The sequence below is a fragment of the Mycolicibacterium tokaiense genome, assembly GCF_010725885.1.
Lineage (GTDB): Bacteria > Actinomycetota > Actinomycetes > Mycobacteriales > Mycobacteriaceae > Mycobacterium > Mycobacterium tokaiense.
Genome location: NZ_AP022600.1, coordinates 1,380,235 through 1,403,968 on the forward strand (window position 1 = coordinate 1,380,235; position 23,734 = coordinate 1,403,968).

The 23,734-nt window shown below is 67.6% G+C and carries 21 protein-coding genes; 10 read left to right on the forward strand and 11 right to left on the reverse strand.

Annotation, left to right across the window (positions count from 1 at the left end; all coding sequences use genetic code 11):
- From G6N58_RS06615 to G6N58_RS06625, 3 genes are read left to right on the forward strand one after another with little or no spacing between them, the layout of a single operon-like run.
- On the forward strand, window positions 1-870 hold the full coding sequence (locus tag G6N58_RS06615) for a sugar phosphate isomerase/epimerase family protein (protein WP_163907954.1): 870 nt from the start codon (window positions 1-3) through the stop codon (window positions 868-870).
- Window positions 867-2,384 (forward strand): GMC oxidoreductase, encoded by a 1,518-nt coding sequence (locus tag G6N58_RS06620; RefSeq protein WP_115279276.1) that lies wholly within the window; start codon window positions 867-869, stop codon window positions 2,382-2,384. The genes G6N58_RS06615 and G6N58_RS06620 overlap by 4 nt, the downstream gene beginning before the upstream one ends.
- Window positions 2,381-3,400: a sugar phosphate isomerase/epimerase family protein gene (locus G6N58_RS06625; RefSeq protein ID WP_115279275.1), complete on the forward strand. Its 1,020-nt coding sequence runs from the start codon at window positions 2,381-2,383 to the stop codon at window positions 3,398-3,400. Before G6N58_RS06620 ends, G6N58_RS06625 begins: the two co-directional genes overlap by 4 nt.
- On the opposite strand, the gene G6N58_RS06630 is transcribed toward G6N58_RS06625, so the two are convergent.
- Genes G6N58_RS06630 through G6N58_RS06675 form a run of 10 tightly spaced genes read right to left on the reverse strand, consistent with a single transcriptional unit; the run spans window position 3,388 to window position 14,765 of the window.
- Window positions 3,388-4,224 carry a class I SAM-dependent methyltransferase gene (locus G6N58_RS06630; protein ID WP_115279274.1) on the reverse strand — a complete coding sequence of 279 codons (837 nt, stop codon included), beginning with the start codon at window positions 4,222-4,224 and terminating at the stop codon, window positions 3,388-3,390. The two genes, G6N58_RS06625 and G6N58_RS06630, sit on opposite strands and share 13 nt — an antisense overlap.
- 25 nt (window positions 4,225-4,249) lie before the next feature.
- Window positions 4,250-5,260, reverse strand: coding sequence for a zinc-dependent alcohol dehydrogenase (locus G6N58_RS06635; RefSeq protein WP_115279273.1), 1,011 nt, complete (start codon window positions 5,258-5,260; stop codon window positions 4,250-4,252).
- Between the two features lie 2 nt (window positions 5,261-5,262).
- Window positions 5,263-6,774, reverse strand: a complete 1,512-nt coding sequence (gene araA / locus G6N58_RS06640; protein WP_115279272.1) for an L-arabinose isomerase — start codon at window positions 6,772-6,774, stop codon at window positions 5,263-5,265.
- Window positions 6,775-6,786: 12 nt separating this feature from the next.
- On the reverse strand, window positions 6,787-7,485 hold the full coding sequence (locus G6N58_RS06645; RefSeq protein ID WP_115279271.1) for an L-ribulose-5-phosphate 4-epimerase: 699 nt from the start codon (window positions 7,483-7,485) through the stop codon (window positions 6,787-6,789).
- Complete coding sequence (gene araB / locus G6N58_RS06650) at window positions 7,482-9,149, reverse strand: ribulokinase (protein ID WP_115279270.1); 1,668 nt, start codon at window positions 9,147-9,149, stop codon at window positions 7,482-7,484. Before araB ends, G6N58_RS06645 begins: the two co-directional genes overlap by 4 nt.
- Window positions 9,146-10,168 (reverse strand): LacI family DNA-binding transcriptional regulator, encoded by a 1,023-nt coding sequence (locus tag G6N58_RS06655; RefSeq protein WP_115279269.1) that lies wholly within the window; start codon window positions 10,166-10,168, stop codon window positions 9,146-9,148. Before G6N58_RS06655 ends, araB begins: the two co-directional genes overlap by 4 nt.
- Complete coding sequence (locus G6N58_RS06660; RefSeq protein ID WP_115279268.1) at window positions 10,165-11,172, reverse strand: ABC transporter permease subunit; 1,008 nt, start codon at window positions 11,170-11,172, stop codon at window positions 10,165-10,167. Before G6N58_RS06660 ends, G6N58_RS06655 begins: the two co-directional genes overlap by 4 nt.
- A complete protein-coding gene (locus G6N58_RS06665) occupies window positions 11,169-12,251 on the reverse strand; it encodes an ABC transporter permease (protein ID WP_115279267.1) in 1,083 nt (360 codons plus the stop codon). Before G6N58_RS06665 ends, G6N58_RS06660 begins: the two co-directional genes overlap by 4 nt.
- Complete coding sequence (locus G6N58_RS06670; protein WP_163907958.1) at window positions 12,248-13,753, reverse strand: sugar ABC transporter ATP-binding protein; 1,506 nt, start codon at window positions 13,751-13,753, stop codon at window positions 12,248-12,250. The genes G6N58_RS06665 and G6N58_RS06670 overlap by 4 nt, the downstream gene beginning before the upstream one ends.
- A 25-nt stretch (window positions 13,754-13,778) precedes the next feature.
- Complete coding sequence (locus tag G6N58_RS06675; protein WP_068920232.1) at window positions 13,779-14,765, reverse strand: ABC transporter substrate-binding protein; 987 nt, start codon at window positions 14,763-14,765, stop codon at window positions 13,779-13,781.
- 288 nt (window positions 14,766-15,053) lie between these two features.
- Between G6N58_RS06675 and chvE the strand changes: the two genes are divergently transcribed.
- Genes chvE through G6N58_RS06705 form a run of 6 tightly spaced genes read left to right on the forward strand, consistent with a single transcriptional unit; the run spans window position 15,054 to window position 22,043 of the window.
- Entirely contained in the window at window positions 15,054-16,154 is a 1,101-nt protein-coding gene (gene chvE, locus G6N58_RS06680; protein WP_115281734.1) for a multiple monosaccharide ABC transporter substrate-binding protein, read from the forward strand.
- Window positions 16,154-17,695 (forward strand): multiple monosaccharide ABC transporter ATP-binding protein, encoded by a 1,542-nt coding sequence (mmsA, locus tag G6N58_RS06685; RefSeq protein ID WP_115279266.1) that lies wholly within the window; start codon window positions 16,154-16,156, stop codon window positions 17,693-17,695. Before chvE ends, mmsA begins: the two co-directional genes overlap by 1 nt.
- Window positions 17,692-18,924 carry a multiple monosaccharide ABC transporter permease gene (mmsB, locus tag G6N58_RS06690; RefSeq protein ID WP_115279265.1) on the forward strand — a complete coding sequence of 411 codons (1,233 nt, stop codon included), beginning with the start codon at window positions 17,692-17,694 and terminating at the stop codon, window positions 18,922-18,924. Before mmsA ends, mmsB begins: the two co-directional genes overlap by 4 nt.
- Window positions 18,918-19,955: a galactose-1-phosphate uridylyltransferase gene (gene galT / locus G6N58_RS06695; protein WP_068920234.1), complete on the forward strand. Its 1,038-nt coding sequence runs from the start codon at window positions 18,918-18,920 to the stop codon at window positions 19,953-19,955. Before mmsB ends, galT begins: the two co-directional genes overlap by 7 nt.
- Window position 19,956: 1 nt before the next feature.
- On the forward strand, window positions 19,957-21,069 hold the full coding sequence (locus G6N58_RS06700; RefSeq protein WP_115279264.1) for a galactokinase: 1,113 nt from the start codon (window positions 19,957-19,959) through the stop codon (window positions 21,067-21,069).
- Window positions 21,066-22,043: an aldose 1-epimerase family protein gene (locus G6N58_RS06705; RefSeq protein ID WP_232067759.1), complete on the forward strand. Its 978-nt coding sequence runs from the start codon at window positions 21,066-21,068 to the stop codon at window positions 22,041-22,043. The genes G6N58_RS06700 and G6N58_RS06705 overlap by 4 nt, the downstream gene beginning before the upstream one ends.
- Here G6N58_RS06705 and G6N58_RS06710 read toward each other — a convergent pair.
- Window positions 22,004-23,311, reverse strand: coding sequence for an MFS transporter (locus G6N58_RS06710; protein WP_115281730.1), 1,308 nt, complete (start codon window positions 23,309-23,311; stop codon window positions 22,004-22,006). The two genes, G6N58_RS06705 and G6N58_RS06710, sit on opposite strands and share 40 nt — an antisense overlap.
- A gap of 36 nt (window positions 23,312-23,347) precedes the next feature.
- Between G6N58_RS06710 and G6N58_RS06715 the strand changes: the two genes are divergently transcribed.
- Complete coding sequence (locus G6N58_RS06715) at window positions 23,348-23,734, forward strand: DUF2237 family protein (protein ID WP_115279263.1); 387 nt, start codon at window positions 23,348-23,350, stop codon at window positions 23,732-23,734.

The window sequence follows — 23,734 nt, forward strand, 5'->3', positions numbered from 1 at the left end:
GTGCCGCTACGCATCGGACTGCAGTTGTACTCGGTCCGCCGAGCACTCGCCGAGTCGACACCGCTGACTCTTCAACGCATCTCCGAGCTCGGCTTCCGCTACCTCGAGGCTGCCAACCACGCCGCTGACACCGACGACGGCATCGGATTCGGTGTCCCGGCAGACGAACTGCGCACCATGTTCACCGACCTCGGCCTGCAGACCGTGGGCGCACACGTCAACCCGCTGCGCCTCGACCGGCTTCCGGCGATCCTGGACTACCAGCAGGAGATCGGCTGTCGCCAGATCGGCAACGACATCGAGTTCTTCCCCGCGGGCGACCGCGATCACGTGCTGCGCCGCGCCGACTTCTTCAACCAGGTGGGGCAACTGTGCGCCGACCGTGGCATGCGGTTCTACTACCACAACCATTACCAGGAGTTCCAGCGCATCGACGGCGAGCCCGTCTACCAGATCATCCTCGAGCACACCGACCCCGAACTCGTTTTCGTCGAGCTGGACACCTACTGGGTGACCCGCGCCGGGCACAACCCGATCGACTGGATGCAGCGGTACCGAGAGCGCATCGTCCTACTGCACCAGAAGGACTTTCCCGCCACGGCCCCCCAGCCGATCTCCATGTACGACGGCGTGGTCGACATCGGCGCCGACATCGACATGCCGCTGTTCGAGAGCGTCGAGGACCCACTCTGCTTCACCGAGATCGGCACCGGAGTCCTGCCGATCCAGGAGATCATCGACACCGCCCTGACCCTTCCCCACGTGGAGTACATGTTGCTCGAGCAGGATTACAGCCGCTATCCCGATTTGGAGTCGATCGAACGCAGTCGCGACGCCTTCCGCGCCTACCGCGGGATCAGCTGGACATGACCGGCACCGGGCAGACCTTCGACGTCCTCATCGTCGGCAGCGGGCTGATGGGCGCGGCCGTCGCCCGCTGCCTGCGCGAGGGCGATCAGGACCTGCGTATCGCGATGGTGGACGGCGGGCCGGCACTGGGTTCCACACCGGGCCAACATCTGCACGACGTGCCCGATCCGGAGATCTGGGGCCGGTACAACGAGAAAGTGGCCACCGGCATCCAGGGCTTCTACACCGGGGTGGCTCCGAGCATGGACGTCGGTGCCACCATGGTCGACGTCCAGCCGGGGATGTACCACCTGCAGTCGATCGGGCAGGACGCCACCGCCATGCCGGCGGCCGCGGTGGCCTGGAATGCCGGCGGCATGGGAATCCACTGGACCGCAGCCACTCCCGCCCCGTGGGGCAGCGAGGTGTTCCCCCACATACCGGAACCGGAGTGGACCGCCGACCTGCAGCGCGCCGCCGAACTGCTGCGGGTCAACCGCACGCCCTACCCCCCGACCGCGGCCGGCCGGGCGGTGCTCACGGCGCTGGGCGAACTCTTCGATCCGGTCAGCGCCGAGGGCCGGGGCATCCAGACCATGCCCATGGCAGTCAATCCCACGCCCTCGGGGCTCAAGGAGCGCACCGGGCCGGCGCTGATCTTCCCGCCGATCGGCGGTGCGGCCGACGCCGCCTTCACGCTGCACCTCGGCAGCCTGGCCACGGCTGTGCTGCATCGCGGCGGCCGGGCCACCGGCGTCGAGATTCGCGACGTCCGCACCGGCGCCACGCGGGCGCTACACGCGGACCACGTCGTGGTGTGCGCCGACGCCATCCGTACCCCGCAGCTGCTGTTCGCCTCGGGCATCCGGCCGCCCGCGCTCGGCCGCCACCTCAACGAGCACTACTTCCTCTCCGGGCAGGTGCTCGCCGACCCGCAGCGGCTGGGGTTCGACCTGGCCGCGCTGGACCCGCCGACCGACCACGAGTGGGCTGCCGATTGTCTGTGGGTTCCGCACAGCGGCGCCGATCAGCCGTTCCAGGTACACATCATGAACTCGGTGATGATCGACGAAGACCGCAGACCGCTGGCCTACGCGGTGGGACTGGAGTTCTACGTGGCCACCGAGATCCGTGCCGAGAATGCCCTTCGGTTCTCCGACACCGAGACCGATGCCGCCGGAATGCCGCGCATCACCGTCGAATTCGACTACACCGACACCGACCGGGCCCACCTGGAGGCGGCCCGGCGGGTGCAGCGCCGCGCGGCGGAGTCGCTGGGCCCATTCGATCCCGACACCGATTCGGGAGTGTTGCCCGCGGGTTCGTCGCTGCACTTCACCGGAACGGTGCGGTCCGGCCCGACAAACGACGGCACCAGCGTGTGTGACCCTGATTCCCGTGTGTGGGGGTTCGAGAACCTCTACGTGGCGGGCAACGGCGTGATCCCGACCGCGCTGGTCTGCAACTCGACCCTGACCGGCATGACCACCGCCGTGCGCGCCGCGCGGGCCATCACCGAGGAGCTTTCGTCATGATCAGCCGTCGCGAGGTCACCCTGTTCACCGGCCAGTGGGCGGACCTGCCCTTCGAGACGGTCGCCGAGATGGCCGGGGAATGGGGGTATGACGGCCTCGAGATCGCCGCATCGGGTGACCACCTCGATCTGCAGCGGGCCGACGAAGACCCCGAGTACCTGCAGAGCCGTCTGGACATACTCGACCGCCACGGGCTCGTAGTGCGCGCCATCTCACACCATCTGGGTGGGCAGGCTGTCTGCGACGACCCGATCGACTTCCGGCACCGCGCCATTCTGCGCCCGGCCGTCTGGGGCGACGGGGAGGCCGAAGGTGTGCGCATGCGTGCGGCCGACGACATGAAGCGCGCCGCCCGCGTGGCCCGGCGACTGGGCGTCGATGTGGTGACCGGCTTCACCGGGTCGAAGATCTGGCCGTACGTCGCGATGTTCCCGCCGGTCCCGGATGCGGTCATCGAGGCCGGCTTCGAGGATTTCGCCGCGCGGTGGAACCCGATCATCGACGTCTTCGAGGACCAGGGCGTCCGGTTCGCTCTCGAGGTCCATCCCTCGGAGATCGCCTACGACTACTGGACCACCCGTCGCACGCTCGACGCGATCGGCAACCGTCCCGGCTTCGGGTTGAACTGGGACCCCAGCCATCTGGTCTGGCAGGGCCTGGACCCGGTCACGTTCATCATCGACTTCGCCGACCGCATCTACCACGTCGACTGCAAGGACACCCGGGTGCGGCCGCCCAACGGCCGCTCCGGCCTGCTGGGGTCACACCTACCGTGGGGAGACCCCCGTCGACGCTGGGACTTCGTGTCGACCGGACGCGGCGACATCCACTGGGAGGACGCGTTCCGGGCGTTGGAACAGATCGGCTACACCGGGCCCATCTCCGTGGAGTGGGAGGACGCCGGCATGGATCGCCGCCACGGCGCCAAGGAGGCGCTCGAGTTCGTCCGCTCGCTGCTGTGGCAACTGCCGGACGCGCGCTTCGACGCCGCCTTCGACCAGAGTCACCCGGACTGACCGGGCTTGATCGCCTGCAGCGTGTAGGTCAGCGGCAATCGGTCCGGTTGCTCCGCCAGCACGAACTCCCCGGGATACTCACGGCTCCCGATCATGGCGTCGTCCAACGGGTTCCACGGCACCTCGCGGTGCTCTTCGAGGTGCGTCACGGTCAGGCCGGCCGCGGTGAGCGCAGTGAACACCTCGCCGAGTCCGTGGTTGAACGACACCGACCGCGGCTGCGCGACGGCCGCCGACCCGGCGTAGCTGGTGTCCTCCTCGAACACCACACCCCGACCCTCGAAGTAGGGATACTCCACCACCAGCAGGCCGTCGGGCCGCGGGTCGCACAGTGACCACAGCATGGGATGGCCTTCGCGCAGGAACAGCCGCCCGCCTGGTTCGAGCAGACCGGCCACCACCTCGGCCCACGCCGTGATGTCCGGCAACCAGCACAAGGCGCCGATACCGGTGTACACCAGGTCGAACCGCGTGCCCAGCGCAGCAACGGCGTCATAGACATCGGCCTCGACGAAGCGGCACCGGGCCCCCGCGCGCGCAGCGAATCGGGTGGCCGCCTGCACGGCGGCACCCGAAAAGTCCAGCCCCACCACCGAAGTGGCACCCAGGCGCGCCAGCGACACCGTGTCGGTACCGATGTGACACTGCAGGTGAACGACGGCCAGGCCGTCCAGACGGCCCAGCCGGGGCAGGTCGTAGCGCACCACCTCCGACAGATACCCGGGCTCGTCGAACGCCTTCAGGTCGTATCCGTCGGCGGCGGTGTGCACGGGTACCCGGGACTCCCAGTTCGCGTGGTTGAGTGCCCGCCAGTCCTGCGTCACCCTCGAAGCGTAGCGGGTGGCGAGCTCAGCCGGCGGAGACCGCCACCACCACTTTGTCGCCGTGGCGTTGCGACGCGGACAGGAAGGCCTTCTCGGCGTCGGCGAGCTCATGGCGCGCAGTCACCAGCGCGTCGAGATCGACGCCGCTGGTGGCCAGTTCGATTGCCCGCGGGTAGGTGTCGTTCATCCGCCGGACCATCGCGAACGTGATGCCCTTGCGCCGCGCCGGGGCCGCCGGGAAGCTGGACAGCTCCTCGGACGGAATACCTCCGAGTGCCACCCGGCCGCCCGGGCGGACCGCAGCCACGGCGGTGGCGATCGCCGGATCCGTGCCGGCCGCCTCGATCACCACGTCGACGCCGCGCCCCTCGGTGGCGTCGAGCACTTCGTCGGCACCTGCGGACGGCTCCCACGCCTGCGCCGCCCCGAAGTGCACTGCGGTGCGCCGCCGGTGTTCCAGCGGTTCGGTCACGAAGACCCGCCGAGCGCCGCGGCGCAGCGCCGCAGCCACGCTGAGCACACCGATGGGCCCGGCACCCACCACCAGCACATCGGAATCCGGGCGCACGTGACCGACGGCCGCCGCGTGGATGGCGACTCCCAGGGGTTCCAGCAGGGCGCCCGCGTCGTCGCTGAGGCTGTCGGGCAGCGGGAAAAGCAGGTGGTCTGGCCACAGCAGCTGTTCCTGCAGGGCACCGTCCACGTCACCATGTCCGGCGAATTGCACTGTCGGGCAGAGGTTGTGATAGCCCAATCCACACATCTCGCACTGGCCACACGGAATGGCGGGGTCCACTGCCACCCTGCGGCCGGCGTACGGCCCCGTCAGCGCGACACCGGCGAACTCGTGGCCGGGCACCACGGGGTTGTCGATCCGGTTCTCGCCGATCCCCCCGTCGGTGAACCAGTGCAGATCGGAGCCGCAGACCCCCACCGAGGTGACCCGCACCAGCGACCAGCCCGGCGGCGCCTGCCCCGGCTCCGGCTCGGCGCCCACCCGGAGGTCACCGACGCCGTGCAGGCGGGCGGCCAGCATCGTCACAGTCCTGCCGCCACGTGGTGGTAGACGTTGTTCCACCGAAGTTCGTGTGCGAAGCCGCGGACCGTGGTTGACTCGTCGATGACGAGCAGCTCGGTGCCCGTCATCTCGGCGAAGTCGGCGATGGTGTCGGTGTCGACGGCGGTGGACATCACCGTGTGGTGGGGTGCACCGGCCATCAGCCACGCCTCCGCCGACGTCGACCACGAGGGCAGCGGCTCCCACACCGCACATGCCACCGGCAGCTTCGGCAGCTCGGCGGTGGGCTCTACCACGCGAACCTCGTTGGCCACCAACCGGAACCGGGAGCCCATATCGCTGATGCCCACGATTACGGCGTCCGCCGGCGCCGCGGTGAAACGCAGCCGCACCGGATCCTCGCGATTGCCGATCGACAGCGGATGGACCTCCAGCGACGGGATGCCCCCCGCGATGGTGGGGCACACCTCGAGCATGTGAGCACCCAGGATCCGCTCGTGCCCCGGGGTCAGGTCGTAGGTGTAGTCCTCCATGAAAGAGGTGCCGCCCGGCAGGCCCTCGCCCATCACCTTGATGGCGCGCAGCATCATCGACGTCTTCCAGTCGCCCTCGCCACCGAAGCCGTACCCGTCGGCCATCAGCCGCTGCACGGCCAGACCGGGCAGTTGCCGCAGCCCACCGAGATCCTCGAAGTTGGTGGTGAACGCATGGAAGTTGCCGTCGGTGAGGAACTTACGCAGACCCAGCTCGATCTGGGCGCCGTGGCGCAGCGACGCGTGCCGGTCACCGCCGGAACGCAACTCGTCGGCCACCTGGTAGGTGTTCTCGTATTCGCGGATCAGTTTGTCGACGTCGGCGGGGCGCACGCGGTTCACGACGTCCACCAGGTCGTTGACGCCGTAGGTGTTGACCGAGGTGCCGAAGTGCGCCTCCGCCTCCACCTTGTCGCCCTCGGTGACGGCGACGCCGCGCATGTTGTCACCGAAACGGGCGATCTTGAGGGTCGCCAACTCGGCGCGGCCCAACGCCGCGCGTACCCACGAACCGACGCGGCGGGTGGTGTTCGGGTCGCTGACGTGGCCAGCGACGGTCTTGCGAGGCGTCGACAACCGGGACTGGATGTAGCCGAACTCCCGGTCGCCGTGAGCGGCCTGGTTGAGGTTCATGAAGTCCATGTCGATGCTGCGCCAGGGCAGTTCGACCTCGAACTGAGTGTGCAGGTGCAACAGGGGCTTACGCAGTGCCGACAGACCCCGGATCCACATCTTGGCCGGCGAGAAGGTGTGCATCCACACGATCACCCCGATGCAGTCGGGGTTGGTGTCGGCCTCACCGAGCACCCGGGCGATCTCCTCGGTGTCCTTGACCACCGGCATCCACCGGACTTCGACCGGGACGTCGCCGCTGGCGTCGAGTTGGTCGGCGATCTGCCGCGACTGGTGGGCCACCTGCTCCAGGATGTCCGGACCATAGAGGGTCTGGCTACCCGTGACCAGCCACACCTGGCTGGTCACGATGCGGGATGCGATCATCGGTCGATCTCCTCAAGAAGGGTCTGCGTGCGGACCGGTCTGGCCGTACACGTTCTGGTAACGCTCGAACAGGGCTGCCACGTCATCCGCGTCGATGGGGGCAGCGGTACCGAGTTGCCGGCTGATGTGCACGGTGCGCGCCACGTCCTCGACCATCACGGCGGCCTTGACCGCATCGCGGGCGGTGCGGCCGATGGTGAACGGACCGTGATTGCGCATCAGCACAGCCGGGGAGTTGCTGTGCTGCAACGTTTCCACGATGCCACGGCCGATGGAGTCATCTCCGATGAGGGCAAACGGCCCCACCGGGATGTCACCGCCGAATTCGTCGGCAATCATGGTGAGCACACACGGGATGGGCTCACCCCTGGCCGCCCACGCCGTGGCGTAGGTGGAATGGGTGTGCACCACACCGCCCACCTCGGGCATGTGCCGGTAGACGTAGGCGTGCGCGGCGGTGTCCGACGAGGGGTTGAGCGCACCGTCGACGAGGTTGCCGTAGAGGTCGCACACCACCATGTCCTCGGCGGTCATCGAATCATAGCTGGCCCCAGAGGGTTTGATGACCATCAGCTCTCTGCCGGGCACCCGCGCTGAGACATTTCCGGCCGTCCAGATCACCAACTCGTAGTGCGTCAGCTGGGCATGCAGATCACACACCTGTTTGCGCAGATCGGCGATCACCGAGTCGAGGTCGGAGGTAATCGTCATGCCACTTCTCCCACTGCTTCCTGTGCTCCGATGCGCCGCAGCCGGCGCATCATGTCATTGCCGCGGCCGAACCAGTCGTAGGCTGCGACGTACTCCCGGTAGAGACGGTTGTAGGCCTCCACATTGGCGGGAATCGGGTTGTACGCCTTGTGTTCACGGCGACCCATCTGCTTGGCGGCGGTCGGGACGTCGGGGAATGCCCCCGCGGCCGCGGCGGCATGGATCGCCGATCCGAGGGCCGGCGCCTGCGCCGAGGGCACCACCGACAGCGGCAGACCCACGGCGTCGGCGTAGATCTGCATCAGCAGGTGGTTCTTGAGCAGACCGCCGGCAACCACCAGCTCGTCGACCGGGACGCCGCTGTCGACGAAGGTCTCCACGATCATCCGGGTCCCGAACGCGGTGGCCTCCAACAGCGCGCGGTACATGTCGACGCAGGTGGTCTGCAGCGTCTGTCCGATCATCACCCCGGAGAGCTCGTGATCCACCAGCACCGAACGGTTGCCGCTGTGCCAGTCCAGTGCCACCAGGCCGTGCTCGCCCACCTGCTGCCTGCCGGCCAGGTCGGTCAGGTGCTCGTGCAGGGTCAGCCCGCGGCGACGCGCTTCGACGTGGTACTGCTCGGGCACGCAGTTGTCGACGAACCAGGCGAAAATGTCCCCCACGCCGGACTGGCCGGCTTCGTAACCCCAACTGCCGTCGGAGATCCCACCGAGGACCACGCCACACATGCCGGGCACTTCCCGCAGTACGTCGGAGTTCATCACGTGGCAGGTCGAGGTGCCCATGATGGCCACCAGCTGACCGGACTCCAGGGCGTCCGCGGCCGCGACCGTCACGTGGGCGTCGACGTTGCCCACCGCCACCGGGACGCCCTCCGGCAGACCGGTCCACCGGGCCGCCTCCGCGGTCAACCCCCCAGCGCAGTCCCCCAGATTGCCGATGGGGTGTTCCAGCTTGTCGGTGACAAAATCCTCGAAGCCGGGCCGCAATTCGGCGAGGAACTCGCGGGAGGGGTACTGCCCGTCCTGCCGGATCCCCTTGTAGCCGGCGGTGCAGGCGTTGCGGACGTAGGTGCCGCACAGTTGCCACACGATCCAGTCCGCCGCTTCGACGAAGTGGTCCATCGCCTGGTAGATCTCGGGATCCTCGTCGAAGATCTCCAGCGCCTTGGCGAACTCCCATTCGCTGGAGATCAATCCGCCGTAGCGGGGTAGCCACGCCTCACCGCGGCGCTGGGCCACGGCGTTGATGTGGTCGGCCTGGCGCTGCGGCGAGTGGTGGCGCCACAGCTTGGCGTAGGCGTGCCGGCGGTCGGTGAACTCGTCGAGTTCACACAGCGGCGTGCCGTCGGCGGTCACCGGCACCATGGTGCATGCGGTGAAATCGGTGCCCACCCCGATGACGTCGCGGGGATCGATCCCGGCGGCGGCGACGGCCGCGGGAACGGCCGTGCGCAGCACGTTCACGTAGTCCGCGGGCACCTGCAGGGCCGTCGACGAGGGCAGCCGACCCGGGTGCCCCGGCAGCGTGTCGGTGATGACAGCGTGTTCGTAGGTGTGTTCCGCGCTGGCCATCTCGTGGCCGTCGCTCACACGTACCACCAGCGCCCGACCCGACAAGGTGCCGAAATCGATTCCGATGGTGTATTTCTCGTCGGTCATTGATTCTCCTTGAACACCGCAGTGCTCGTGCGGACGATGAGTTCGGGTGGCAGTAGTGGCATGTTCTCCGCCGAGCCCTCCAGGGCGGCGGTCACCAGTTCGATGGCGCGTTGGCCGATGACGTGGAAGTCCTGGCGCACGGTGGTCAGGGCGGGGTTGAGGTAGGCCGCCTCGGGGATGTCGTCGAAGCCGATGACGCTGATATCGCCCGGGACCGACAGCCCCGCTTCGGCGAAGGCGTGCAGCACACCGATGGACATCTGGTCGTTGGCCACGAACACAGCACTGAGGTCGCCGCGCCGCACGAGCTCGCGGCCCAGTTCGTACCCGCGCGCCGGTGTCCAGTCCCCCACCAGTGATTCCCGCGGCGTCAGGCCGGCCGCCCGCATCGCCTCCTCGTAACCGGTGCGCCGGCCCTTGGCCTCGGTGAAGCCGGGTGGACCGGCAATGTGTTCGATGGCCCGGTGGCCGAGTTCGATCAGGTACGCCGTGGCATGCCGCGCTCCCTCGATCTGGTCCACGCCCACGCTCAGCCCGCTGCCGGACAGGTCGCCCTCGACGACGATCAGGGGCAGCCCGGCGTCGGCGGAATGCGCCACGTCCAGCGCGTCCTCCTGCGCGGCGATCATCACGATGGCCTCGACCGACTGACGCGCCAGGCGGTCCAGCGCGTCACGCAGCCCACCGGGGGTGGCCTCGGCCAGCGGCACCATGGCCGTGAAGTAGCCGGCCGCCCGGGCGGCCTCCTCCACGGAGCGCTGGATGCTCGACGGGCCGTAGAGCGCGCTGCTGGTGCCGACGATCCCGATGATCCCCGAGCGGCGCGTCACCAGCGCCCTGGCCACGGTGTTGGGCCGGTAGCCGAGCTCGTCGATGGCCTGCTGTACACGTTCTTTGGTGGCGGGGCGGATGTTGGCAGAGCCGTTGATGACCCGCGACACGGTCTGGTGGCTCACCCCGGCCAGCCGGGCCACATCGGCCATCACCGGTTTCGCCGGGAATGTCGGCTGACTGCTCATCCTGTTTTCCTCACCACGAGTCGCTGCACGAGAACGAAGACCAACAACAGCACGCCGGTCATGATCCGGGTCCAGTAGGAGTCCAGGTTCTCGGCGGTCACGAAGGTCTGGATGGTCCCGAGCACCAGCACGCCGATCACCGATCCGAACACGAAACCGACTCCACCGGAGAGCAGTACCCCGCCGATCACCGCAGCGGCGATGGCGTCGAGTTCCATGCCGATACCGTTGAGGCTGTATCCGGACAGTTTCTGCACCGCCAGCAGCAGACCGGCCAGTGCCGCACACAATCCGCTGATCGCATACACCGACACCCGAGCCCGCGCGGCCTCGAGTCCCATCAGCTGCGCCGACTGCCGGTTGCCGCCCACGGCGTACACCGTGCGGCCGAAGCGGGTCTGGTGCAACACGTAGGCCGCCACCACCACGACGGTCAGGGCGATCACCACCGTCCACCGGATGAACTTGTCCTCGTAGAGATAGACGTAGTTCAGCCCGATCTCGCGCAGCACCGGATCCTTGATGGGCAGGGTGTCGACGCTGATGACGTAGCACAGGCCGCGGGCCAGGAACATTCCTGCGAGGGTGGCGATGAACGGCTGCACGTCGAAGTACTCGATGATCAAGCCCATCAGCAGGCCGAGTGCCGGGCCCACCACCAGGACGGTGCCGACCGCCAACGGCATGGGCCAGCCGCCCTGCAACGCCGTCGCGACGATGACGGTGGACAGCGCCACCACCGAACCGACCGACAGGTCGATGCCGCCCGTCACGATCACGAACGTCATGCCGACTGCCAGGACGATCAAATAGGCGTTGTCCACCAACAGGTTCAGGAACACCTGTGCCGGACTGGCGAAGTCGTAACGCATCACCACCGCGGTGAACATCACCAGGAACAGGGCCAGCGAGGCCAGCGGGGACAGATAGCGGCCACGGACGCGGCGCAGCAGCTCGGCAGCCGGCAGCGTGCCCTGGGGCCGGGTGGCGGTGCGCAGGGTCATGATCGGCTCATCTCACGTGTGGGCAGGTCGCCCCCGCCGGTCGTAACCGAGGTCGACGGACCTGCACCGTCGCGTTTCGGCCCGGACCGCCGGCGGGTCAGCATCGCCCGGAACTTCGGGGACTGCAGCAGGCACACCGCGATGACCACCAGTGCTTTGAACACCAGCGTGGTCTCCGGGGTGATGCCGGCGGTGTAGACGGTGGTGGTCAGCGTCTGGATGATCAACGCGCCCAGGATGGTTCCGGTCAGGCTGAACCGCCCGCCCAGCAGCGAGGTGCCGCCGATCACGACCGCCAGGATGGCGTCCATCTCGATCCACAGGCCGGCATTGTTGGCGTCGGCGGCCGAGATGTTCGACGCGATCATCAGCCCGGCGATGCCGGCGCACACCGCGCAGAAGACGTAGACGGCGAAGACGATCGAGCGGTGCCGGACGCCGGCGAGGCGGCTGGCCTCCGGGTTGATCCCCACCGATTCCAGCAGCATGCCCAAGGCGGTGCGCCGCACCACCAGGCCCACCACCGCGAACACCGCGAGGCTCACCAGGATCGCGACCGGCAACCCGAACGCATACCCGGCCCCCAGCACCTTGAACGGCGCGCTGGTGACGGTGACGATCTGGCCGTCGGTGATGAACAGGGCGATGCCGCGCCCCGCGGTCATCAGCACCAGTGTCGCGATGATCGGCTGGACGCCGAACACCGAGACCAGCATGCCGTTCCACAGACCCAGCCCCACCGCCACACCGAGGGCGATGCCCATCGCGGTGATCACCGTCGCAGCCCCGGCGGGGTTGTCGGACGCGGCGATGTGCGCACACGCCAGCGCGCCGCTCACGGCCACCACGGCACCCACCGACAGGTCGATACCGCGGGAGGCGATCACCAGGGTCATCCCGAGCGCCACCAGCATGGTGGGCGCGCCGTTGCGCAGGATGTCGATCAGACTGCCGAACAGGTGCCCGTCCTGGATCCGGATGCTCAGAAAGCTCGGGGTCAGGATCACGTTGACCACCAGCAGCGCGGCCAGCGCCAGCACCGGCCACAGCAGCGGCGAGGCGGTCAGCTTCCGCATCATGTCGCACTCCCCCCGGCGATGAGCGCGGTGAGTTCCTTTACACCGCAATCAGATCCGACCTGCGCGACGCAGTGGCCGTCGCGCAGGACGGCAATCCGGTCGCTGATGCGCACCACCTCGTCGAGTTCGGCGGAGATGAACACCATCCCCATCCCGCCCTCTGCCAACTCCGCCACCAACTTCTGGATCTGGGCCTTGGCTCCCACATCGATTCCCCGGGTCGGTTCATCGAGGATGAAGAGCTGGGGCTCGGTGATCAACCACCGCGCCAGGAGCACCTTCTGCTGGTTGCCGCCGCTGAGGTTCTTCACCAGCGCCCCGGGATCTCGGGGACGGATGTCGAGCACCTGCATGTACTTGGCCACCAGTTCGTTCGTGGTCTTCGTCGACAACCGCCGCGCGAAGCCGCGGCGGGCCTGCAGGGCCAGCACGAGGTTCTCGCGCACGGTGAGGTCGCCGATGACGCCCTCGCCCTTGCGATCCTCGGAGGTGAAGGCCACACCCTGGGCGATGGCCGCGCGCGGTGACCGCAGGGTCACCGCTGTGCCGTTGATGGAGATCTCTCCGGCGGTGGCGCGGTCAGCCCCGAACAGCAAGCGGGCCAACTCTGTTCGGCCCGAGCCCAGTAGGCCCGCCAACCCCACCACTTCGCCGCGGTGCACGTCGATGTCGGTGGGTGCCACGGCGTGGGCCCGGCCCACGCCGCGGGCGTGCAGCACCCGCTGGCTCTCGTCGACGGTGTGCGCGGACTCCTCGCCCAGTTCCTCCAGCAGGTCCATCTCGTGCCCCAGCATGGCTGCCACCAACTGCACCCGGTCCAGCGCTGCGGTCGGGTACTCCCCGACCAGGCGGCCGTTGCGCAGCACCGTCAGCCTGTCGGAGATCGCATAGATCTGGTCCAGGAAGTGCGAGACGAACAGGATGGCCGTCCCGGAGTCACGCAGCCGGCGCATCACCCGGAACAGCTCGGCCACCTCACCGGCGTCGAGGCTCGAAGTCGGTTCGTCGAGGATCAGCACCTGCGCCGAGACCGCTGTCGCCCGGGCGATCGCCACGAGCTGCTGCAGGGCGATCGGGTGCTCGCCCAGGACGGATCCGGGGTCGATGTCGAGATCGAGTTCCCCGAGCAACTGGGCGGCGCGCCGCTTCATGGCCCGGGAGTCGATGCGGCCCAGGCGCCGCGGTTCACGTCCCAGCAGGATGTTCTCCGCCACGGTCAGGTTCGTGCACAGGTTGACTTCCTGGTAGACGGTGCTGATGCCCGCCTCCTGCGCCTGCCGGGGGCCGGAGAACCGTTGCGGCACACCGGCCACGGTGATACTTCCGGCGTCGATGTCGTAGACGCCGGTGAGTGCCTTGATCAACGTCGACTTCCCGGCGCCGTTCTCACCCATCAGCGCGTGGATCTCGCCGGGGAGCAGGCGGAAGTCGACGGCATCGAGTGCCCGCACTCCCGGGAAGTCGATGGTGACGCCGCGCATGTCGACCACCGGGGTCGACATGGCGGACTCGTTGACCAGCACCGCGTCAGTACTTGCGGTCGGGCAGCACGGCGGCGGCCTGCTGCTGATCGAAGGTCTCGTCGGGGGTGACGACGCGCGGCGGCACGGACTCACCGGCGACCACCTGCTTGGCCAGCTCCATCAGTTGCGGCCCGAGCAGCGGGTTGCATTCGACGATGAAGTTGAACTTGCCGTCGGCCAGCGCCTGCATGCCGTCGCGGGTGGCGTCGATCGCGACGATCTTGATGTCCTGGCCCGGCTTCTTGCCTGCCGCTTCGATGGCTTCCATGGCGCCGAGCGCCATGTCGTCGTTCTGCGCGAACACCAGGTCGATCTTCGGGTTGGCCTTGAGGAACGCCTCCATCACCTGCTTGCCGCCCGACCGGGTGAAATCGCCGGTCTGCGAGGCGATCACGGTGAGCTTGGGGTCGGCGGCGATGGCTTCGGCGAAGCCCTTGCTGCGTTCCAGGGCGGGGTCCGAACCCGTGGTGCCCTCCAGTTGGACGATGTTCACCGGTCCGGGCGTCGCCGCGAACTCCTTGACCACCCACTCGCCGGCCCAGGTGCCTTCCCGGACGAAATCGGCGCCCAGGAAGGTCTTGTAGACGTCGGGTTCGGTGGTGTCGACGGCACGGTCGGTCAGGATCACCGGGATCCCGGCGTTCTTCGCCTCGAGCAGCACAGCATCCCAGCCGGTGCGCACCACCGGGCTGAAGGCGATCACATCGACCTGCTGCTGCACGAACGACCGGATGGCAGAGATCTGGTTCTCCTGCTCGCCGTTGGCGTCGGAGAACTTCAGGTCGATGTCGGCCTCTTTGGCGGCGTCCTGGATCGAGGCGGTGTTGGCCGTGCGCCACCCGCTCTCCGCACCCACCTGGGAGAAGCCCATGGTGATCCGGCCGTCGTCGGAGCCGCCGCCGGCGTCGCCGGCGGGTGCCGGTCCGCTGCCACAGGCCGACAAGACGCCCACCGTCACGATGCCGAGCATCGCGGTCAAGAACTTGCTCATGACAAAACCCTTCATCCAAGTATTCCCTGAGGTCAGAGCAGCGCCGGTGGTGTGCGAGCAGATGGAAGATGCGACGGCAGAAGATGTGACCGGCGTTACACCTCAGGGATGTTAACGCTCACATTCGGAACCTGTCAACGATTTTGTGAACGCTAACATTGTTTGTTCGGCGCCTTGACAAATGCGTGAGAGCCGTCACAAGATCGCCGTTGTGAACGCTCACATCACGAGGGCGATCAGGCGGGGGCCGTGGATGCGCGGCACCAGAACCAAGCAAAGGACTTTCCCATGCGCAGGAGCTTTGTCCGGACGGTAGGCGTGCTCGCAGCAGCGGTCGCGATCACGAGCGTTGGGTGCGGCCGTTCGACCACCACCGAATCCACCGAGGCCGGCGGCGAAGCCTCCGGCACCATCGGCATCTCGATGCCCACCAAGTCCTCCGAGCGGTGGGTGGCCGACGGTGACAACATGGCCGAGCAGTTCCAGGCCCTCGGTTACGAGACCGATCTGCAGTACGGCGACGACGTGGTGCAGAACCAGGTGTCGCAGATCGAGAACATGATCACCAAGGGCGTGCGGGCCCTGGTCATCGCACCCATCGACGGTTCCTCGCTGACCGACATCCTGCAGCGGGCCGCCGATGCCGACATTCCGGTGGTCAGCTACGACCGCCTGATCCGCGGGTCGGAGAACGTCGACTACTACGCCACCTTCGACAACTTCAAAGTCGGTGTGCTTCAGGCTAATTACATCGTCGACAAGCTGGGGGTCGAGCAGAATCCGGGCCCGTTCAACATCGAACTGTTCGCCGGATCGCCCGACGACAACAACGCCACCTTCTTCTTCGACGGCGCCATGAGTGTCCTGCAGCCCTACATCGACAGCGGCAAGCTGGTGGTGCGCAGCGGCCAGACGTCCTTCGACCAGGTGGCCACCCTGCGCTGGGACGGTGGGCTGGCCCAGTCCCGGATGGACAACCTGCTCAGCCGGGCCTACACCAGCGGTCGGGTGGACGCCGTACTCTCGCCGTATGACGGGATGTCCCTGGGCATCATCTCTGCGCTGAAGAGCTCGGGTTACGGCACACCGGCCAACCCGCTGCCGGTGGTCACCGGACAGGACGCCGAGCTGGCTTCGGTCAAGTCCATCGTCGCGGGTGAGCAGACGCAGACCGTCTTCAAGGACACCCGGGAATTGGCCGAATCCGCTGTGCAGATGGCTGATTCCATGCTCACCGACGGTGAACCCGAGGTCAACGACACCACCACCTACGACAACGGGGTGAAGGTCGTGCCCTCCTATCTGCTGGAGCCGGTCAGCGTCGACAAGGAGAACTACGAGAAGGTGCTGGTCGAGTCGGGTTACTACACCCAGGATCAACTCGCCTGATGAGCCAGCCTGCTGCCCCGCTGCTCGAGATGCGGGACATCACCAAACGGTTCGGCGCCGTCACCGCGCTGAGCGATGTCAACCTCACCGTACGCACGGGCGAGATCCATGCCATCTGCGGGGAGAACGGCGCCGGCAAGTCCACCCTGATGAAGGTGCTCAGCGGTATCTATCCGCACGGCAGCTACGCCGGCGAGATCGTCTTCGATGGTAAACCGGGCCACTTCAAGGACATCCGCTCCAGCGAACGGGCCGGCATCGGCATCATCCACCAGGAGCTGGCGCTGGTGCCGGTGCTGACCATCGCCGAGAACATCTTCCTGGGCAACGAGCATGCCTCGGCCGGGGTGATCAACTGGAACGAGACCACCACCCACGCTCAGAAACTGTTGCAGCGCGTGGGATTACGGGAGAGCCCGGGCACCCGGATCTCCGACATCGGGGTCGGCAAACAGCAACTCGTCGAGATCGCCAAGGCGCTGTCGAAGAAGGTCAAACTCCTGATCCTCGACGAGCCGACCGCGGCCCTGAACGACGAGGACAGCCGGCATCTTCTCGACCTCATGATCGAGCTCCGCGGCCAAGGTCTGACCTGCATCATCATCTCGCACAAGCTCAACGAGGTGATGCAGGTGGCCGACAACATCACGATCCTGCGTGACGGTCAGACCATCGAGACCTTGGCGGTGAACCCCCAGATCACCGAAGAACACGTGATCCGGGGCATGGTCGGTCGCGACATGACCGACCGCTTCCCGGAGCGGACGCCGCATCCCATCGGCGAGGTCACCTTCGCCATCGAGGACTGGACGGTGTTCCACCCGCTCGACCAGCAACGCAAGGTGGTCGACGGGGTGTCGATCAACGTGCGGCGCGGCGAGGTCGTGGGCCTCGCCGGTCTGATGGGGGCCGGGCGCACCGAGCTCGCGATGAGCGTGTTCGGGCGCAGCTACGGAAAGAAGGCAGGCGGCACGGTCTTCAAGGACGGCAAGGAGATTCGCATCAACACGGTGTCCGATGCGATCACCAACCGGATCGCCTACGCCACCGAGGACCGCAAGCACTACGGCTTGAACCTGATGGACGACATCGCCCGCAGCGTGACCCTGGCGTCGTTGCAGAAGGTGAGCAAGATGACCGTCATCAACGAGCACGAGGAAGCGGTGGTCGCCGAGCGGTTCCGCAAGGACATGCACATCAAGGCGCAGTCGGTGAAGACCACCACCGGCAACCTGTCCGGGGGCAATCAGCAGAAGGTGGTGCTGAGCAAATGGATCTTCGCCGACCCGGATGTGCTGATCCTGGACGAACCCACCCGCGGGATCGACGTCGGCGCCAAGTACGAGATCTACACGATCATCAACTCCCTTGCCGCCGAGGGTAAATCGGTCATCGTCATCTCCTCGGAGCTGCCTGAGCTGATCGGCCTGTGCGACCGCATCTACACGCTGAACGAGGGGCGCCTCACCGGCGAGGTCAGTCGTGCTGACGCGACCCAGGAGACATTGATGCATCACATGATGAAGGGACGGACCACATGACCACCACCCCCACGGTGGACACCACATCACCGGCGCCGGCGGCGCCGCCACCGGATTCCACGCTCGCGCGACTCACCGCGGCGATCCGGGGCAACTTCCGCCAGTACGGCATGGTCGTGGCGCTGGTGCTCATCGTCATCCTGTTCCAGTTCACCACTGACGGCATCCTGCTCAAGCCGCTGAACGTCACCAACATCGTTCAGCAGAACGGCTACATCCTGATCCTGGCGATCGGGATGGTGATGGTGATCATCTGCGGACACATCGATCTCTCGGTGGGCTCGATCGCCGGGTTCGTCGGTGCCACCTCCGCGGTGCTGATGATCAACAACTCCATGCCCTGGCCGCTCGCTGTCGCCCTCTGTCTGCTCTTGGGAGCGTTGATCGGTGCCTGGCAGGGCTTTTGGATCGCCTATGTCGGCATCCCGTCGTTCATCGTCACGCTGGCCGGCATGCTGGTGTTCCGCGGCGCCACCCAGTACCTGCTGGAGGGCCAGTCGATCGCACCGTTCCCTCGGAGCTTCGGGGTGGTCAGCAGCGGGTTCCTGCCCGAGATCGGCGGCAGCAGCCTCTACCACTGGCCCACCATGATCCTCGGCGCACTGGTCACCGTGGCCGCGGTCTGGCAGCAGGTGCGCCAACGCCGGGCCCAGTCCCACTACGGTTTCGACGTCCTGCCGGCCGGCTGGTTCATCGCCAAGTGCGCCACGATCGTGGCTGCCCTGGCCGCCTTCACCCTGCTGCTCGCCAGCTACCGCGGCGTCCCGGTGGTCGGCATCGTGCTGGCAGTCGCGTTCGTCGTCTACGCCTTCGTGATGCGCTCGACGGTCTTCGGGCGGCAGGTGTACGCCGTCGGCGGCAACGTGGCGGCAGCGCGGCTGTCCGGGGTCAAGACCAAGCGGGTCACCTTCCTGGTCTTCGTGAACATGGGCCTGCTGTCGGCGCTGGCGGGCCTGCTGTTCGCGGCGCGGCTCAACTCCGCCACCCCGCAGGCCGGCATCGGCATGGAACTGGAAGCCATCGCCGCGGCCTTCATCGGCGGGGCATCGGCCAACGGCGGTGTGGGCACGGTGTTCGGTGCGGTCATCGGCGGTTTTGTGCTCGGTGTCCTGAACAACGGCATGTCGTTGATCGGTATCGGCAGCGATGTCCAACAGCTCATCAAGGGTCTGGTGCTGCTGGCCGCGGTGGGCTTCGACGTCTACAACAAGAAGAAGGGCGCATCCTGACCCTCGCGGCCACGCACCGGACGCTGGCAGACGGGCGCGATCTGTGGTTCTTCGACCTGCCCGGGCACCGGGTGGCCCCGGTACCCGATCGTCGCCCGCTTCCCGCGCAGCCCGCAACACCGTCGGACCTGCGCTTCGACCGGCGCACCGGCCAGTGGGTGGTGATCGCGGCCCTGCGGCAGGAGCGCACCTACAAACCGCCACCCGATCAGTGCCCGCTGTGCCCCGGGCCCACCGGCATGACCAGTGAGATCCCGGCCCCGGACTACGACGTCGCGGTCTTCGAGAACCGCTTCGCCAGTCTGTCGGCCGCCAACAACGGCCGCTGCGAGGTGGTCTGCTTCACCAGCGAGCACACCGGTTCGTTCGCCGGGCTGCAGTCGCGCAAGGCCAGACTGGTGGTCGACGTGTGGCGGGAGCGCACCCGCGACCTGATGTCCCGGCCGGGTATCGAGCAGGTGTTCGTCTTCGAGAACCGTGGAGAAGAGATCGGGGTGACCCTGACGCACCCGCACGGCCAGATCTACGGGTATCCCTACCTGCCTCCCACCACAGAGTCGATGCTGGCCGCGGCGGACGCACACCGGAAAGCCAACGGCAGCAACCTGTTCGCCGACCTGCTGGCCGATGAAGTTGCCGACGGCTCGCGGGTGATCCTGGCGACCGGTAGTGTCACCGCCCTGGTGCCGTTCGCCGCCCGCTGGCCGGTGGAGGTGCACATCTACCCGAACCGCAAGGTGCGCAACCTGCTCGAACTCGATGACGCCGAACTCGACGACCTCACCGCGGTCTACCAACAGATCCTGCAACGGTTCGACCGCATGTACGCCGCGCCGCTGCCCTACATGGCGGCACTGCACCAGTACACCGACAGCGAGGCCCAGCGCGAAGGCTACTTCCACATCCAGGTGATCTCCATCCGGCGCAGCGCCACCAAGTTGAAGTACCTTGCCGGCTCGGAGTCGGTGATGGGGGCGTTCATCAACGACGTTGTCCCGGAGGCGCTCGCCGACACACTGCGGGGGCTCTGACATGGCGGACGCCGTACGTTTCTCAGCCCCGGGACGCATCAACCTGATCGGCGAGCACACCGACTACAACCTCGGTTTCGCGCTCCCCATCGCCGTGGGCGAACGCACCACCGTCACCCTCTGCCCCGACGACAGCGACACGCTGACAGTCTGCAGCGACCGGTCACCGGATCCGGTTGTGGTGCCGCACAGCACGACTCCCGGGCAGATCGGCGGGTGGGCGGCATATGTAGCCGGGGTGGTGTGGGCGTTGCGGGATGCCGGTCACCCGGTTCCCGGCGGCACCATGTCGATCACCGGGGGTGTCGAGATGGGCGCCGGGCTGGCCTCCTCGGCAGCGCTGGAGTGTGCGGTGCTCGGCGCCCTACTGACCGCCACCGGCCGGCCGGTCGAGCGCCTCGATCAGGCGCACATCGCGCGCCGGGCCGAGAACGACTATGTGGGTGCGCCGACCGGCCTGCTCGATCAACTGGCCATCCTCTTCGCCGAACCGAAGCACGCGCAGCTCATCGATTTTCGCGACAACACCACCCGCTCGGTCGTGTTCGATCCCGACGCCCACGATCTGGCACTGCTGCTCATCAACTCACACAGCGCACATCACCACAGCGGCGGTGAGTACGCAGCGCGCCGCGCATCGTGTGAGCGGGCGGCGGCGGCACTGGGTGTGGCCTCGCTGCGCGACCTGCACGACCGGCACGACCGGCACGTCGATGGGGAGGAAGCCCTGGACGCTATGACCGAATCCGAGGACCGGCGCCGCGCCCGCCACATCGTCACCGAGAACCGGCGGGTGCTGCAGACCGTGGCAGCGCTGGGTGACAACGACTTCGGCGAAGTGGGCCGGCTGCTCACCGAGTCCCACGCCTCCATGCGCGACGACTTCGGGATCACCACCGAACACATCGATCTGATCGCCGACACCGCCGTCGCGGCGGGAGCGCTGGGCGCGCGGATGACCGGCGGCGGCTTCGGGGGATGCGTCATCGCGCTGGTCTCCTCCGCCGGTGTCGACCCGGTGCGAGAGGCCGTGCTCGCGACGCTCGATCGCGCCGGTCACCGACCACCCACCGTCAGTCACACCCGGCCCGGACCAGGTGCGGGCCCGTGGTGAGCGCACTGTCAGGCGCACCCGACGTCGAACACGTCCTGCAACTCGAGGCGCGCGGGCGGTGGGTGCGCGCGGTGATCACCGACGTCGGCGCCGCCCTGCAGGAGCTCAGCGTCGGTGACATCACCCTCACGCCGCCGGCCCACCCGGACGTCCCGGCTCCGTTCTTCTGCGGAAAGATCCTGGCGCCGTGGCCCAATCGGGTACGCGACGGCCGCTGGGCGCACGACGATCAGATGCTGCAGCTCGCCATCACCGACCCCGTCCACCGCAGCGCCCTGCACGGCCTGCTCAGCCACACCGCATATCAGGTCGTCATGCGGACCGAGTCCTCGATCACCCTGCGTGCGCCCGTGTCCGCGCAGCCCGGTTATCCCTTTGCGCTCGACACCGTGGTGCACTACCGGCTGTCCGCCCAGGGACTGGAAGCCACCCAACGGATCTACAACGTCGGTACGGCCTGTGCACCGGTCGGTTTCGGCGCGCATCCGTTCTTGGCGATCGGCGGCGTGCCCACCGAGACCCTGACGCTGACGATCAACGGTAGATACCACGTGGACGTCGACGACCGCCTGCTGCCGGTGGGCGTCACCCCGGTGGAGGGTTCGCAGTGGGATCTGCGGGCCGGGCGGGCTGTGGCCGACCTGGCGCTCGACGACTGCTGGGCGGTGGCGCCCGAACCGGACGGGTCCAGTACGCACACGCTGCGAGCCCCCGACGGCAGGTCGGTCTCGCTGCACGCCGACGCGCAGTTCGGCTTCGTGCACGCATTCGTCACCCGCGAATTCCCCTCGCCCACCGGTCCGATCACGGCCGTGGCGGTGGAACCGGTGACCGCTCCGGCCGACGCGCTGAACAACGGTGTCGGACTGCAGTGGCTGGAGCCGGGTGAATCGGTGTCAGGCCGGTGGGCGATCGTCTACCACGACGCCCTGCATCACCGCCTGCTGTCGATCGCCGATCCCCGCAGCGCCTGAGGCGGAACCCCCACCGCGGCCAGTTCGACACCCTTGGTCTCGGGCAGCAGATAGGTCGTCGCCAGGCTCACGGTCACCAGCGACGCCATCATCACGCCGATGGACAGCGGACCGAAGGCGTCGACCAGCGGCCCGGCCAGGATCGGGGGAACCGCCCCGCCCACGATGCCGCCGAGGTTGAAGGCCAACCCGGCGCCGCTGTAGCGGTAGCGGGTGGCGAAGATCTCCGGCAGGAAGGCCGCCATGGGGCCGCTGGCAATCCCCAGGATCCCGTAGGTGACCATGATCGCGACCCCGAACAGCAGCGTGGAATCGGTGTCGATCAGGGGCATCACCACAAACGACCACGGCACCGCCAGGCAGAAGCCGGTGAGGATGACGCGGCGCCGGCCCACCCGGTCACACAGCACCGCCGCCAGCGCGGTGCTCACCAGCATCGCCACCCCGCCGAGCACCCCGACCGTCAGCACCACCTCCCGCGGGTGCGCCAGGATGGTGGTGGCGTACCCCATCAGATAGGTGCCGCCCATGAAACTGAACGTGAAGACGCCGATCATGCACCCCGACCCCAGCACCACCTGCCGGGGCTGCGCGTTGAACAGCTCTGACAGCGGAGCCTGACCGGGCTCGTGGACCACTTCGCGGAACACCGGCGTCTCCTCGATGCTCACCCGGATGTACAACGCGATGATCAGCAGCACCGCGCTGAACAGGAACGGCACCCGCCAGCCCCACGACATGAACGTCGGACTGGTCTCTCCGACAGTCACATTCGCGATCAGGAACACCAGGTTGCCCAGCAGCAGGCCGGCACCCACGCCCAGTTGGGTGAACATGCCGTAGCGACCCCGCTTCTGCGGCGGTGCGTATTCCGCACTCAGCAGTGCCGACCCGGCCCATTCCCCGCCCACGGCGAACCCCTGCAGCAGCCGCAGCACCATCAGCAGTAGCGGTGCGGCCACCCCGATGCTGTCGGCGCCGGGCACCAGGCCGACACCCACCGTGGACAGACCCATGATCATCAGCGTCGCCACCAGGGTCCGCTTGCGGCCCAAGCGATCTCCGAAGTGCCCGAACACCGCCGCGCCCACCGGGCGGGACAGGAACGCCACGGCGAACGTCGACAGCGACGCCACGGTGGCCACCGTGGGGCTCAGGTCGGGGAAGAAGACCTCCGGGAACACCAGCGCGGCGGCGGTGCCGTAGATGAAGAAGTCGTAGTACTCGATGGCTGTCCCGACAAAGCTGGCCGTGGCCACCCGACGCATCCCCACCGCGACATTGTGCACGTAATACTGGTCTGCATGGCGCAGCGCAACGTTCTCGGTGGACCGCTGGAATCCTGCGGCACCGATCCGATGACCGGGTTCTTCCGCGACGGCTGTTGCTCCACCGACGCCGAGGATGTCGGGCGCCACCTCATCTGCGGTGTGGTGACTGCCGAATTCCTGGATCATCAACGGTCCATCGGCAACGACCTGTCCACCCCGATGCCGCAGTACCGGTTCCCGGGGCTGGTACCCGGTGACCGCTGGTGCGTCACCGCCGCCAACTGGTTGCGCGCCCATCAAGAGGGCCGCGCCTGCCCGGTGGTCCTGGCCGCCACCCACGAACGCGCGCTGGACCTGGTGTCACTGGAGGACTTGCAGCGCTACGCCGTGGACGTCCCGGACGATCTCTCGGGTTTCTAG